At 54.3% G+C, this 13,947-nt stretch carries 11 protein-coding genes; 3 read left to right on the top strand and 8 right to left on the bottom strand.

Annotated features, from left to right (window positions below; translation table 11 throughout):
• Nucleotides 1–15: 15 nt before the first annotated feature.
• The 6 genes from MKY12_RS14540 to MKY12_RS14515 are packed head-to-tail and all read right to left on the bottom strand — an operon-like array spanning nt 16 to nt 5,695.
• Complete coding sequence (locus MKY12_RS14540; RefSeq protein ID WP_339314267.1) at nt 16–1,215, bottom strand: phosphoenolpyruvate hydrolase family protein; 1,200 nt, start codon at nt 1,213–1,215, stop codon at nt 16–18.
• An 11-nt stretch (nt 1,216–1,226) separates the two neighbouring features.
• Complete coding sequence (locus MKY12_RS14535; RefSeq protein WP_339314265.1) at nt 1,227–1,979, bottom strand: energy-coupling factor transporter transmembrane protein EcfT; 753 nt, start codon at nt 1,977–1,979, stop codon at nt 1,227–1,229.
• 3 nt (nt 1,980–1,982) lie between these two features.
• Nucleotides 1,983–2,855 carry an ATP-binding cassette domain-containing protein gene (locus MKY12_RS14530; RefSeq protein ID WP_339314263.1) on the bottom strand — a complete coding sequence of 291 codons (873 nt, stop codon included), beginning with the start codon at nt 2,853–2,855 and terminating at the stop codon, nt 1,983–1,985.
• Nucleotides 2,807–3,649 (bottom strand): energy-coupling factor transporter ATPase, encoded by an 843-nt coding sequence (locus MKY12_RS14525; protein WP_339314261.1) that lies wholly within the window; start codon nt 3,647–3,649, stop codon nt 2,807–2,809. Before MKY12_RS14525 ends, MKY12_RS14530 begins: the two co-directional genes overlap by 49 nt.
• Complete coding sequence (locus MKY12_RS14520; protein WP_339314259.1) at nt 3,646–5,136, bottom strand: AMP-binding protein; 1,491 nt, start codon at nt 5,134–5,136, stop codon at nt 3,646–3,648. The genes MKY12_RS14525 and MKY12_RS14520 overlap by 4 nt, the downstream gene beginning before the upstream one ends.
• A gap of 7 nt (nt 5,137–5,143) precedes the next feature.
• Nucleotides 5,144–5,695 (bottom strand): biotin transporter BioY, encoded by a 552-nt coding sequence (locus tag MKY12_RS14515; RefSeq protein WP_209870832.1) that lies wholly within the window; start codon nt 5,693–5,695, stop codon nt 5,144–5,146.
• A 226-nt stretch (nt 5,696–5,921) separates the two neighbouring features.
• Here MKY12_RS14515 and MKY12_RS14510 point away from each other — a divergent pair, with 226 nt between their 5' ends.
• The 3 genes from MKY12_RS14510 to MKY12_RS14500 all read left to right on the top strand — a co-directional run bounded on the left by MKY12_RS14510 (nt 5,922) and on the right by MKY12_RS14500 (nt 8,862).
• Nucleotides 5,922–6,899 (top strand): biotin--[acetyl-CoA-carboxylase] ligase, encoded by a 978-nt coding sequence (locus MKY12_RS14510; protein ID WP_339314257.1) that lies wholly within the window; start codon nt 5,922–5,924, stop codon nt 6,897–6,899.
• Between the two features lie 142 nt (nt 6,900–7,041).
• The gene (locus MKY12_RS14505) at nt 7,042–7,701 is read left to right on the top strand and encodes a TetR/AcrR family transcriptional regulator (protein ID WP_339314255.1); all 660 of its coding nucleotides are present in this window, start codon (nt 7,042–7,044) and stop codon (nt 7,699–7,701) included.
• A gap of 18 nt (nt 7,702–7,719) precedes the next feature.
• Nucleotides 7,720–8,862 carry a choline esterase gene (locus tag MKY12_RS14500; protein ID WP_339314867.1) on the top strand — a complete coding sequence of 381 codons (1,143 nt, stop codon included), beginning with the start codon at nt 7,720–7,722 and terminating at the stop codon, nt 8,860–8,862.
• Between the two features lie 154 nt (nt 8,863–9,016).
• Here MKY12_RS14500 and MKY12_RS14495 read toward each other — a convergent pair whose 3' ends face one another.
• Together MKY12_RS14495 and MKY12_RS14490 are read right to left on the bottom strand one after the other, a co-directional pair.
• Nucleotides 9,017–10,729 carry a hypothetical protein gene (locus MKY12_RS14495; protein WP_339314253.1) on the bottom strand — a complete coding sequence of 571 codons (1,713 nt, stop codon included), beginning with the start codon at nt 10,727–10,729 and terminating at the stop codon, nt 9,017–9,019.
• A 20-nt stretch (nt 10,730–10,749) separates the two neighbouring features.
• On the bottom strand, nt 10,750–13,872 hold the full coding sequence (locus MKY12_RS14490; protein WP_339314251.1) for a family 43 glycosylhydrolase: 3,123 nt from the start codon (nt 13,870–13,872) through the stop codon (nt 10,750–10,752).
• Nucleotides 13,873–13,947 lie beyond the last annotated feature (75 nt).

Here is a 13,947-nt window from a genome sequence, read left to right as displayed (position 1 = left end):
AAACGCTTTTATGTTCTATGTTTTTGTGTTTAGGTTAGATTTGTACTGCTTGGGCGAGCAGCCCATCAGCTTCTTGAACATTCTGCTGAACTGGGCATAGTCGGGGTAGCCGACCATTGCGGACACCTCGGATAATTGCAGATGCGGGGCCTGGAGCAGGATGGCAGCCTTTTGCATACGGAAGCCGACCAGATAGTTCTGGAAGCTGCACCCTACCTCCTTTTTAAACAAGCTGCTCAAATAACTGCGTGACACATGTGCCACCTTGGCCAAATCCGCGAACACTACTTCCTCGCTGTAGTTCTGGGCGACATACTCTTTGACGAATTCTACGTAATCGTAATGCCGGGTGATGCCGCTGAGCATCTTGACCATGAGATCATCCTCATCCAGCTTGCCCAGGCGCTTGAAATCGCGGGTTATGGCTGTAATCGACTGCTCGGAGGGAATCCGTTCAAAGGCAGAGCCGCCAATGTAGCCCATAATCTGCGTGTTGCTGCTGTACATATACTGGACGTCAACCGGAGTCTTGACCGGGCCGCCGTAGATCATCTTAATGACTTCAGGCTTAACCTCTCCGCAGGCAGTGAGAATACGCAGCGCCTTCGCCTTGGCAGCTTCCAGCGAGACCACCTTCCGTGCCCCCAGCAATCCGCCTACGGTTAGGCCGAGATGCACACAGATCACATCCGCTCCCGCCTCTGCCATCTGGACCGCCTGGGCTTCGTCGAAGACGAAGCCCACCGTGAACAGCTCCTGCTGATGAGCCAGACGTATAGCCTCAACCTCCCTGTCATAGCTGATACCGTCCTCCTCCAGTGCCTCTCTGAACACCCCGTCGATCAGGCCGACCGTCGGATAATTATTCACTCCCGCGAAGCCTCTGGCCTTAATCTCTTCTATATACAGGGACATTTCTCTCGTTGGATCATTCGCATTCAGCCCGAACAGCACCGGAGTGTCTCTAACCAGCGGTACAATCTCCTTCGAGGCAAAATCCATCACCATTTCATTACTGTTGCAGAAGGGCAGGAACCCCGCCAGCGAGCTTCTCCCCATCTGCCGGAACTTGCCGGAGTTCAGCATTAGAATGAAGTCTGCTCCGCTGTCAGCGGCAACCTTGGCTGTAATTCCTGTACCTGTCGAGACACCAATAATATGGTTGCCTTCGCGCAGCTCTGACTGAAGCCGCTCCAGTATGGCTGTTCTGTTCAAGCTCTATCTCCTCATCTCTCCAGCAGAATTCCCAGCAGAACATACGCAAGCATGATCCCGCCGGCTGCATAATCCATTCGTGCATATTTCAGCACCCGATAGGAAGTCCGTCCCTTCCCGTTCCCGTAAGCCCTTGCCTCAATCGTCATCGCCAGCTGCTCCGCCCGCGCAAGGGTGGTGACGAGCAGCGGAATCACTAATTGGCTGTAAGCCTGTATCCGGTTAAAGCCTTTGGTATCCTTGATATCATACCCTCTGGCCTGTTGCGCTACAAGAATGCGGTCCAGCTCCTGGGTAATGGTGGGGATAAAACGAATAGCCAGCATAACCGTCAAGGCCAGCGCTTCTGCCGGAACGCCCAGACGGGATAACGGCTTGCACAGCTGTTCCAGACCTTTGGCCAGATCGAGCGGTTTCGTCGTTAATGTCAGGATGAGAGCAAGCGAGACCAGGAGCAGAATCCGCCAGAGTGCGAAGAGCTCATTCCTGAGCCCTTCCTGGTTGAACAGGAGATGATAGAGCATTGGCAGCAGCAGGATGAACAGAAGCGGCTGCAATGCCCGTAAGAGCATACGAAGCGGAACTCTGGACAAGAGGAGCTGTCCTCCCGCCAGAACTGTCGCAGCAATGTATCCTGTAATAGCCTGGAGATGCATACTGCCAATTGTGAAGGCTACAAGGATGAGCAGCTTGGTTCGCGGGTCAAGCCGGTGGATGACAGAGTCTGAGGGGACATACTGCCCGATTATGATTTTATCCGTCATCGCTCAGAGACCCTTTGCCTGCCAGATAGCATTCACCATTCGGAAAATCTCCGCTTCCCTGTAGCTTGCAGGCTGATGCTTCACTCCAGAACATTCCTCGATGATTCTCAAAAGCTGAATCGGCTCCGGTACAGGCAGACCCGCTTGCTCCATGCACTCCGCATGCTTAAGGAACAGTTCGTTGACCCCCCAATGTCCTAACAACCGCCCCTGCGCCATAACCATCACCTCATCCGAGTATTCGGCAACATCCTCCAGCTGATGGGACAGGAATAGCACAGTCCGCTTGTGCTCCTCCTGCCAGCTTTTTAGCCGCCTGAGCAAGTCGTTCTTGTTCCCGGGATCAAGCCCTGCGGTAGGTTCATCCAGAATAAGCAGCTCCGGCCCGGCGATCAGCACAGAAGCGATAGCCACCAGCCGTTTAAGTCCGCCACTTAGCTGTAAGGGATGCTGCTGAAGCAGCGCTGCGGGTAAGCCCAACTGCTCCATAACCTGCCGGATCGCTTGCTCCACGTTCGCCCGGGATTCGCCCTTCATGGTAAGCGCAAAAGCCAGCTCCTGATTGACCGTTGCCGCAAACAGCTGCTGCTCCGGATACTGAAAGACATAACCGATGTGCGGCACAGCCTTCAGCCTGCCCTGCTGATCCTTTGGCAATGGCTGCCCACGATAGCTATATTCGCCTTTGCTGATCGGTAGCAGACCCTTGAATACTTTGGCGAGGGTGGATTTGCCGGCCCCGGACTGACCGATAACCGAAATCCACTTTCCCTCCTGTAACGTGCAGCTTACGGATTCAAGAATGTCCCGCCCGTTCATCTTCACACTTACATCCTGCAATGCGTAGACCATAAGGTTCTGATCGTCTCCTTCCATTCTGCATGCAGCGGAGCGTCCAGCCCGAGTGCCTGAAATAATCTTACGGCAAAAGGAGGAGCAAGCTGGTGCTCCGTCATGCTTACACTGCTGAACAAGCCGGAGGGCGTCCCGTCAAAAGCCAGCTCTCCCCGGCTAAGCAGCAGCACACGGTCAGAAGGCAGTATCTCATCCATATGATGGGTAATGTGGATGATCGTCTGCCCTTGCCGGTGAAGCGCATGCATCACCTGAAGAAGGTCCTGCCTGCCCTGCGGATCAAGCATGGAGGTGGCTTCATCCAGGATGAGGATGGAGGGCTCCATTGCCAGAACGGCCGCCACAGCAACCCGCTGCTTCTGCCCGCCCGACAGCTGATGCGGAGCAGCATCCATATAATCTTCCATATGAACGGCTTGCAGTGCACGGGTTGCCCGGCTGAGCATTGCGGTTCGCGGGACACGCAGATTCTCCAGCCCGAAGACCACCTCATCCAGCACGGAAGCCGTAATGAACTGATCGTCAGGATTCTGGAAGACCAGTCCGGCCCGCTCGCGGATGCTTACGAGATTCTGGTGCTTCGAGGTACGCAGCGCTCCTATCCTCACCTCTCCGGCTCTTGGCAGCAGTAATCCGTTCATTAGCTTGGCGATGGTGGATTTACCGCTGCCATTCGCGCCGATGATGGCAACGAATTCGCCTTGGCGTATGTCAAAGCTGAGCTGACGGAGAACCGGCTGCCCTCTCCGATAAGCAAAATCGACCTGGTCAAAAACGAGCATGGGCGGAACTTCTTCCTGCACGGCCTTCTTCATGTCAAACCCTCTACCGCGCGGATCTTCATGAGCTGGCGGGCGATTTTGCCGGAACCGGTGTAGCTGAATCCCTCTACGTTAATCAGCTGCTTAGGCAGCTTATAGCTGGCAAGATAGGGGCGGCAATACTTCCTGATCTCATCGAGCGTAAGCCGTTCCTGGCCCTGCCACTGTATCAGTAACGTTACCTGCTCCCCCCAGCGTTCATCCGGTATGCCGAACACCATCGCCTCCCGGATATTCGGATGGCGAAGCAGCACCGCTTCCACTTCTTCCGGGAACACCTTGAGCCCCCCGCTCTTGATCATACTGCCCGCGCGTCCGGCCAGGCGCAGATGCATCTGCCGGTCCTGATATACGTAATCCCCTGTGCGCAGCCAGCCGTCCCGGAATACCCGCGCCGTCTCTTCCGGCAGGAGATGATATCCGGAGAAGATCATATCGCTGCGGATGTATAGCTCCCCCACTGTGCCTTGAGGAACCCCGCGGAACTGTTCATCGCAGATCAATAGCTCTACACCACTGAACGGCTGGCCCAGAGAGTCCTGCGGCTCCGCTCCAGTAAGCTCCAGATAGCTGATGTAGCTGGCTTCAGAAGAGCCGTAATACTCATAGAGCCTAACCCCGTTGAACCTCTCGCGGCACTTAGGTATAGAAGACACAGGCCACTTGCCGCCGGAGCTAATCAAGGCCTGGATGGACACCTCGGCGTTGCTTGACTCCGCTTGGCGCAATAACGCCTCGGTCATAGCGGGCACAACGAACAGAATCATATCCGGTACACGGGAGCACAGGGTGAGCACGTGCTCTGCATCGAATTCCGGAAGGAGATGGAACGTGGCTCTGCTGTACAGGGATTGCAGCAGGGCGAACAGCGACAGCGAATGCACGAACGGCCCGGGCGCAAGCACATGCTGCATCCGGTTCAGGCTGAACGCCTTCTCTGTAGCCTCCAAGCTGCTGAACCACGACTGATGGGTGCGCATATACCCCTTCGGGATACCTGTGGTGCCAGAGGTATACCCGATGAACAGCAGTTCAGGGCTATCTGCGGCTTCAGCCTCCGGCCCGAATCCTGTTACCCAAGCCTCATAGCTGCCGGAGACCTGTCCCCTGCCGAAATATAGCTGAGGAATTCCGCTGTAACGACCAGTCAGATCAGCTGTGAAGCATGCTTCACTGACAATCAGCCCGGGAGCGCATTGCCGGATGACCTGCTCCAGCTCTGCTAGAGACCATTTCGGGTCCAGCAGCACGGGAGTGCAGCCTGCATAGATAGCACCCAGGACAAATTCGGCGAATTCCATGCGGTTACCGGAGAGAAGCGCAACGGTCTGATTCGTGTGTCCGCCCTGCCGCAGACCGCTGGCAACCTGTTGAACCCGCTTCGTGAGCTGCTCATAGGTACAGTCTTCGTGTCCATCTGAAATTGCAATACGGTGAGGGACGAGTGCGGCACGTTCCAGAATGTGTTCTGCCAGATTCACCGGAATCTCACGCCCCCCTCTTCTCCTCAACCGGACTGAACGCCCGGAGCTGCATGGTGATGACAGCGGCCAGCAGAGCCTTGATCAGATCTCCAGGCAGAAAAGCCGCAGACCCGGCAAGTCCGGTCCAGAGCGGAGTATTCGTGATCCAGGCCATGGTCGAAGCGCCGATTAGATTAACGAGCAGAACGCCAAAGATCAGATTAACGGCGAACAGCTTCCAGGCCCGGAGCTTCGGCCAGACCGCTTCAGCGAACCAGCCGATCAGCCCGGCGGCCAGCGGCCAGCTGAACAGATAGCCTGCTGTCGGTCCAACGAGTATGGCCAGCCCGCCGCGTCCGCCTGGTAATACCGGTAAGCCTAAAGCGATAAGGATAAGAAAAATGATCAGGCTGAGTGCACCTGTCCGCCAGCCCAGAAAACAGCCGGCCAGCATGACGCCAAGCGTCTGGGCAGTGACAGGTACAGGAATAATGCCTAGCGATACGGGCGGAACCAAGCCCAGCACCGCGATAAGCGCGGCGAATAAGGCCGCATAGACCAACTCTTTGATTCTCAATTCAATAACCTCCACAAGATAAGATACAGGAATTGGGCGGCCTTCCGGTCAAGGAGTCCAGCCAACAAGCTGAATTATAGTGGAGGACGCCTCCATTGTAAACCATAAATTATTAATAGGTTCACAATGATGATGTGAGTATACCTGATTTTTCTAATGATCCTAAGCATGTTAATATATTTAAAGAGATGAGATCGGAACGTTAGACTTGTGGAGGGTTATAGGCATGACAGTTAAAGAACATATCCTGGCCTTACTGGATAGCAATAAGGGTGAATACTTCTCCGGCGAGGACATCGCCGGGCGGTTATCCGTGACGCGCAGCGCAGTGTGGAAGGCCATCAAAGCGCTGCAGAGTGACGGCTATTCCATTCAGGCCGTCACCAATAAGGGATACTCCCTGTCCCCGCAGACGGACATTCTGTCCGCCGCAGCGGTCGCCAAATACCTGGATGCCAGGGGGCAAACGCTGCGGCTTGAAGTTTTCAAGAGCGTGGCTTCCACGAACGAGCTGGTGAAGGCGCTGGCTTCCGGCGGTGAAGCGGAAGGCAAAGTCATCCTCTCGGAGGAGCAAACCGCCGGGCGGGGCCGGAAAGGCCGGCCTTTCTTTTCCCCTGCGGGGACGGGCATCTATATGAGCATTCTGCTGCGACCCCGGCTGTCGGCGGCAGATGCTACGCTTCTGACTACCTCTGCTGCCGTTGCGGTGGCTCTGGCGATCGAGAGTGTGTCCGGCCTCAGCACGCAGATCAAATGGGTGAATGACGTATTCATGAACGGTAAAAAGGTGTGCGGAATCCTCACCGAGGCTTCCCTGTCCCTGGAGAATGAGTGGCTGGATTATGCCGTACTCGGGATCGGGATCAATGTGGCGCTGCCCGCAGCGGGCTTCCCCGCCGCACTGTCTGAGATTGCAACCTCTGTATACAAGGAGGACAAGCCTCCAGGCGATCTGCGCAACAGGCTTACAGCCGAAGTGCTGAACCGCTTCATGGGCTATTATGAGCAGCTTAAGGAACGGCTGTTTCTGCCCGAATACCGGCAGCGCATGATGTCGCTGGGTGAGACGGTCATGGTTGTTAAGGAGCATCAAGAGCAAGCGGCAACTGCCGTTGATATCGACAACGACTGCCGCCTGAAGGTCCGGTATCCGAATGGCGACGAGGAATATCTGTCCAGCGGCGAAGTTCGTATTCTGCTCTAACACTTAGAAACCACAATTCGCAAGAGTTACATGCGGGTTGTGGTTTTTTGATATGCCGTTGTTCCGGCTCGGATATTTGACATGTGAATCGATTATCGATATAGTGTGAATCAGTTCACACCATGTATTAAAGGAGGAAACGATGCCAAAAAATACGTTCTTTCGATTGGATGAAGCCAGGCGCGAGGAAATATCGAACAGGGCTATGCAGCTTTTTGTGGATCATCTTTACGAGGATATATCGATGAAGATGGTGCTGGATAGCTTGTCTATGCACCCCGGAACCTTCTACCGTTATTTTGAAGACAAAGATGACCTGTATTGTCACTTAATCCGTAATGTGACCCGGAAAAGAGCTGCGTATTTTAATAACAGTACTGAAGATTCCCTGTTCCGGTTTTTCCTTACCGGCTTATTTGGTAACGTGAATGGTACGGTGGCCGAGCCGCTGAATGAGCTGGAGATCAAGCTTACTGAGACTTTTTTACACATTCCCGAGGACATACTGCTGAAAGTATATCTGAACGTGCTAAAGGGCGAGTCCTTCCCCTTGATTAAGGACATTATACGGCGGCTGAGGGTGGACGGATATCTCCGGCCTGATATTGACGATGACCTGATTTCATTTATGTTTGAATCTATGCAGTTTAATTTAGTCATGTTCTATAGGGAATTCGGGATTAAGGATTCTCAGATGCAGCATAAGCTTAGCAAATACTTTGCTGACTTTATGGGTCATGGTCTGCTTGAAGATCATAAATATTCCGAGCTGGTTATCGATATTAAAAAAGCAAAGGAGTAGAAGTGAATGAACAAGCATATGAGAACTTACGAGGTTTTTCCAGCACCTGTTGGCAGCTATACGGTTGGCCGGACTCAGATGGATCTGGAGTACACGGCTTCGGACCATTCCACAAGAGAACTGACAGCGTTCATATTCTATCCGTCTGACAGCAGCGAAGGTAAAGCTACATCAGCATACATGTTTCCTGAAGTCTACGGGTTGTTAAAAGATCAGCCGCTCGTCACCGGGTATGTTACGAGCGATTTTTTCTCCATAGAGTTCAAGACCCGGTGTTACGACGACCTTGCTCTCTCCGCGAAGGAACAGCGCTATCCGGTGTTATTCTATGTCTGCGGCGGGGGCGGCTCTCCGGAATGGGGAACAGTGCTCTGTACAGACTTGGCCAGTATGGGATATGTTGTGGTAAGCATCGGCCATCCGAATAGCACGATGTATAAGCGTAAAGACGGGCGTCTGTTTAATGTATCCAAGGACTTCTCCGATGCCATCATAGCGTTGTCTGAAGATCCGGAGATGCTGGCGCTGGCTGGTACGATGGAGATGAGGCTGGACGATGAAGCTGCCGTTCAGATGTGCCGTAGAGTGCTTGCACTCCCGGTACTTGCCAAGTTAACAGAGTTTAGTGAGTTACAGGCAGAAGATGTGCGTTTTGTAGCCGATGTTCTGCACAAGCTGGACACTGGAGAGCTGGATTCTATCTTTAAAGGCAGACTGCTTGTTGACACCGGCATGGGCATCGTCGGACATTCGTATGGTGGGCTTACGACGGCGATGGTCTGCCGGGACGACGACCGGTTTACCTGCGGGATTGGCTTGGATAGCGGTGCATTCGGTCTCCTCGATAGCGATCTTAATACGCCCTTCCTGCTGCTGTATCGTGAACCCAACTACAACATGAATGCGGTCATTGGCGCTAACAATAGCAGAGAAACCTATTATTTCTCTGTTGACCGGGTTGCGCATTTAGATTACTGTGACATCGTGTTTACCGGTGTTAGTGAGGAACTCAGAGGCAAACGGGATGCGATGGAGATGCGAAATCTGGTTACAGACTATACGAAGACCTTTTTGGATCATTACCTCCGGCAGAAGGCGGCAAGTGTGGAAAGTCTGGCTTACGATGGCGTGGACTTGGTCAGGAAGACCAATAATAAGTGAGCCGTACAGTCTCAATTTTCACCGGCAACAGAGAAATATCTACCCGGCGCTGAAGTCCATATTCTGTCTAAAACGCCAAAAAACCGCACCCCGCAAGCAATGTCTGCGCGGTGCGGTTTTTCAATTACGGCTTATGAATGCTCCAGTGCTAAAATCACTTGCTCCCCTGCGCCTGCTGGGTAGGCCCGTAATTCGCCGCTCCGGTGAAGTGAACATCTTCCGGCGTGGGATACACTTTCGGGATACGCAGATCCCGCTGATACAGTCTCAAATGCTCACCCCGGGGAGCGATATCCACGACATCACAGCCTCTCCAGGATACCTTGTATTCCTCGCCGCGCACGATCTCCTTCACAAGCAGCGTTTCCAGCGGATGCGTAAGCTCAACCGTGTCCCCTGCCCCTACACTGCGGATGACAAGCAGATTTCCTTCCCTCTCAGGTGTGCAGAAGGCTCCGTTAATCTTGATGCTGAGGTTCTGCCCCATCCAGTCATAGACCCTTACCGCAACATCGCACGGCTGCTTGGCTGTAATGGATATATAGCCCTGATCGGGATAGCTCATCGTGACGGCAGCCTCCTCCGTCTCCTTATCCACCGGCATATTGACGATTACCATTCCGTCCTGAAATTCCACCGCCCGGTTCCATACGATCTCCAGAGCCACCGGAGCCATGCCGACGCAGCAGCCCGCAATCGAGCGGAACTTGGATAATGACATGGAATTGACGAGCGAGCCTCCGGTGAAGCCCCCGATCATTCTTTGGTCAATCTCCCTGTAGGTTATGCCTGCTTCGTCAGGCCGGTTGTTGTCTGTGACTACGTAGGAAGATACCTTAAGCTGATTCTCCACCAGCTGGTTCCGCGCAAACAAGGTCATATCCTCCCAATATTCCTCATACCCGGCCAGAATCAGCTCATTCGCACATTCGATCATATCCTTGATGCAGCAGGTCTCGCAATGCTCCTCATGCGGCGGATGCCACTGGGCATACTCAGGCACCCAGCCGAAGGAGGAGGACAGGCTGCGGATATAATCATAGATTCCTTTGCCGGCCTTGATATAGCGCTCTTTCCCGGTAACGCGGCCCAGCCGGACCAGCCCGGAGGCCACCCACCCTGCGGAATGGACATGGCCGAAGAATTCCATCCTGTAATTGAAATATCGCGAAGGTCCGAGCAGATGGTTGGCAATGCCCGTTGCCAGATCAAGCGCGGCCTCATCTCCGGCAATTTCATATCTGCGCACCAGAGAATGTAGGATAATGGCATTGCGTATCGACTGCTCCCCCCGCCCGGTGTGCCTGGACAGCTCGAAGCCGCCGTCCTTCAGGTACACATCATTGGGGAATTCGTACAGCGGTTCCTGCTCCTCATAATCCCCCGACCAGAACGTTCGAACCTTCCGCTCGATCACCAGGGAGCGCATTCCCCTGACCAGCCCGGCCGCTCTGCTCTCCGCCTCCTTATCCCCGGGATCATTCTCCAGCATCCGGTTCAGCGAAGGAAGAATATAGCCCATTTCATGAAAAGAGCTATGATTCGTATGCGTCCACGGATAAGGCTCATGAAAGCGCAGGCCGTGCTCCCCCCAGGACTTCATCAGATGACGGTAAAAGGATTGCTGCACCGCAGCGCCTTCCTCCGTCTTCAGCATTTTGCGCACCGCATCGATGGCCTCATACCAAGAGCCGACCAGCTCCGCATCGTCCACCCGGCAATGGGCAGCCTCGGCTGGCTTCTTATGCGGTAGTATCAGCCAGTAGGGCAGATTGTCTTCCTGCTCATCCACCATAGAGGTCAGATACCCCAGAACGAGCTTGGCGTTGTGTAACGGTGTGAACTTTTCGTAAGCCTGACTTGACATGTTGTCTATCCCTCCGCTGGTTAATCTCCGGTAACCCTAACCTTGAAATCGTCGAAGTCGATGGACGCATTCGCGTAGCCGTCAACACCGAACAGTTGTCCGGTCAGAGTGCTGCCGCCAGTGTGGCGGAAGGCGAAATCCGTAGCAGCCGGAACAGATTCATTGTTGATATACACGCTGTACGTCTTGGCATCCCAGTTCGCTACCATTTTGATGGCGTACCATGTGCCCAGCGAGAAGTCTCTCACCTTGACCTTGTTGGAACCGCCATTTTGCACAAGGATTTTACCGGAATCGAACGCTGTAACCATCGAATAGTTGCTTGTACCGCTATCATTTCTTACCATGGCGCCGTTGGCATACTGGAAGCTGCTGTTTAACCGCACGCGGTACTCTATGACAATGCGCTGATTCCCCGCAGCACTAACCTCCCCAAGATAAGGCAGGAACAGGTTGGCTTTGCCTGATACCGCGGTCGTGGTCAGCCGCAGAAATTTGTTGCCGGCTTCTTCCTGGACTACAGCCGTAGCGCCATTCGTCAAATCCTGCGCAGTAATGCCGTAAGGATATTTGCCTGCTGTATCGCCGGAGAAATCCCGGTACGCCTTATAAGTTATGCCGTTCTGCGTGGTATTCAGCGAATTCAGCAGGGCGGCTTCCGCATTAGCCAGCGCATTCAGTTCTGCATTGAACTGCGCCTCCGTCAGCTCCGCATTGCCGGCCAGCGTCTCCGCTTGATCCACAGCGGCAACGAAGTCCGCATACTTGGCTGCACTATAATTGCCTGCCCCGTTTCCAAGCGGATAAGAGTTATTTGCCAGCTTGCTGCGCAGCTGACTTACGATCTCATCCAGACCATAACCAGGTACAACCTCTACAGAGATAGTGGAGGAGAACTCCTGGCCGCTGATCTTGAGCGTCACAGGAATCTGAACCGTGCCAATGGTGCTGAAGTCCAGTCCTGCCGTCTCGCTGCCGGTCACCTGGGCCTGAACCGTCTGGTTGTGGTAGACGGCATTTACAACGCCCGGAAGCACGGGAACCACGCCTGAAGGTGTCTTCACTGTTGAAGTGACCTGAACGGCATCGGAAGCGGCGATGACTGTTATACGGTGAGTGGTTTGCTTGCCCCCGTATGAGGCAATAATTAGCGCCGTGCCCGGTTGAACGGCATTTACCGTATGGGTAGCCGGGTCGATGACTGCCACGCCTGGATTGCTGCTGGTGTACTGCGCACTTCCTGTTACATCCTGAACTTCATAATTGTTGTAATATGTTGTTGCCCGCAACGGTGAGCTGATCTGGCCGCTGATCAGCACAGGCTCCGGCCCAGTGAGCGCCAAGGACTGTACTGTTTTCGGTTCAGCCTTGACGTTAACTGCAACGGCAGCAGTTTTGCCGTTATAGGTGGCGGTAATCGTTGCACTTCCTGCCCCGGCGGCCGTCACCTGATTCCCTGCTTGAATCACGGCTACGTTCGTATCGGACGAGGTCAGGACCACACCTGCCGTGACAGCAGCATAGGTAGTTCCTGTTACTGTATAAAGGGGCAGACTGCGGGTCTCGTTAAGACCAAGCGTATATCCGGGAGTCCCGAACAGCAGCTCCGATGTATTCAGCCGGGATAGATCCAGGCTGTCGATGTCAGCCAGATTATTCCCCTTGGTGAAGCGGAGAACGTTGTCTCCCTGCTGAAAATAGATTTTCGCCGTGGAGGCTCCCCAGCGGTTCGCGCCGGAATAGACAATATTCATCGACGCTCCGGGCCCGCCGTTGACCGACAGGATATGGGAGGCATCCCCCGCATTCGCCGAGCCGTTGCTGTTGCGCACGGACATCACATAGAAGCCCGCTTCCGGCACGTTGACGTTGAACTGGGCGTAGTCGTAGGCGTTCGCGAGGTTGGTAATTTTCATCCCGCCGGAGGCGGAGCTTTCGCGCCGGACCGCTGGGGATGAATTGCCAGCAGGATCTTTTACAAGCAGAGCTTCTTCAGCTTGATAACGAATCCGGGCTGGCTCGCCTGATGGGATTGCTATCGGACTGTTCGGATTAACGGGCTCTCCTAGGTTCGGCGTATTATCTGCTTTCCAGGTGAACTTCTGTGCTCGGACATTGCGTGTCCAGCCTGAGCCAGGCCAGCGGGCGGAATGGTAGATGATCCAGTCCTCGGTACCGTCCGGTGAAGTCACGATACTGTGATGGCCCGGGCCATAGACACCGTTCGCGCTGGAGAAGATCGGCTGATTACGCTTGGTCCAGGAAGCGGGATTCATCAGATCAGCACTGGTGCTGGCCGTGATCAAGCCGAGACTATAGCTGTCTGTCCAGCTCCCGTTGGCGGAGTAGACCAGATTGATCTTGTTCCCTTTGATCGTAATCTGCGGGCCTTCATTGATCCGGCCGGGTGAGGTCTCCCAGTCATACTCCGGCGTGGACAGGAGCACTCGCTGCGAGCTGATCGTCCATGGATTGCTCATTCTGGCGATATACAGATTCTGAAAGCTGCCATCGGTGTCCTCCCAGCCGGACCAGATGAAGTAGTGCTGGTCACCGATCGTCAGCACAGTGCCGTCAATCGCCCAGCGGTCCGTGGCATCGGTAATCTTGCCTTTGAAGGTCCAGCTTCCGGTCATCGGATCGGCACTGGCATTCTCCATCACATACATACGGTGGTTAGCGTTGGTTCCGTTATCGGCTGCAACGTAGATATACCATTTGTACTGGCCGTCCGTATCTTTGAGATAATGCATCTCCGGTGCCCACACGTTGGAGCTGTACATGGTTCCCTTAACCGGCGACCAAGCCAGACTCCGCTCGCCTGCTTCAATACCGGTAATCGTCTTCGACCTGCGGACCATCACTCCACTGGCATTAACAAAGGTGTTGTAATAATAGCCGTCCGTGTGCTTGTATACCCAGGGATCGGCCCCGGTCTGCATGATGACATTGTAGAAATCCGTCACATTCGTTCCTCCTTGTGCAGCCACTACCGGCTCTGGTAGTGACGTCCCCGACTCTTCCGCCGCAGCTCTCCCTCCCCACTGAGGCAGCATGAGCAGGACCGCGAGGCTGAGCAGCAGAGCTTTGACGCTTGTTCTGGACCACTTCTGTTCTTTCCGGGCTGAATTAACCGCTTTCATTTTTTCATCTCCTTCTCGTTCGAATGATGACTCCGGCTAGCGTACTCATAATACCCTCCAGGACCGCTTAAAAAA

The organism is Paenibacillus sp. FSL M7-0896 (assembly GCF_037975415.1).
GTDB lineage: Bacteria > Bacillota > Bacilli > Paenibacillales > Paenibacillaceae > Paenibacillus_AQ > Paenibacillus_AQ silagei.
This window is presented reverse-complemented; position numbering and strand designations above follow the sequence as displayed.

Coding starts and splice junctions, on each gene's coding strand:
- MKY12_RS14490 (WP_339314251.1), bottom strand. CDS start 13,872: ATGAAAGCGGTTAATTCAGCCCGGAAAGAACAGAAGTGGTCCAGAACA.
- MKY12_RS14530 (WP_339314263.1), bottom strand. CDS start 2,855: ATGGAAGGAGACGATCAGAACCTTATGGTCTACGCATTGCAGGATGTA.
- MKY12_RS14505 (WP_339314255.1), top strand. CDS start 7,042: ATGCCAAAAAATACGTTCTTTCGATTGGATGAAGCCAGGCGCGAGGAA.
- MKY12_RS14495 (WP_339314253.1), bottom strand. CDS start 10,729: ATGTCAAGTCAGGCTTACGAAAAGTTCACACCGTTACACAACGCCAAG.
- MKY12_RS14535 (WP_339314265.1), bottom strand. CDS start 1,979: ATGACGGATAAAATCATAATCGGGCAGTATGTCCCCTCAGACTCTGTC.
- MKY12_RS14510 (WP_339314257.1), top strand. CDS start 5,922: ATGACAGTTAAAGAACATATCCTGGCCTTACTGGATAGCAATAAGGGT.
- MKY12_RS14525 (WP_339314261.1), bottom strand. CDS start 3,649: ATGAAGAAGGCCGTGCAGGAAGAAGTTCCGCCCATGCTCGTTTTTGAC.
- MKY12_RS14500 (WP_339314867.1), top strand. CDS start 7,720: ATGAGAACTTACGAGGTTTTTCCAGCACCTGTTGGCAGCTATACGGTT.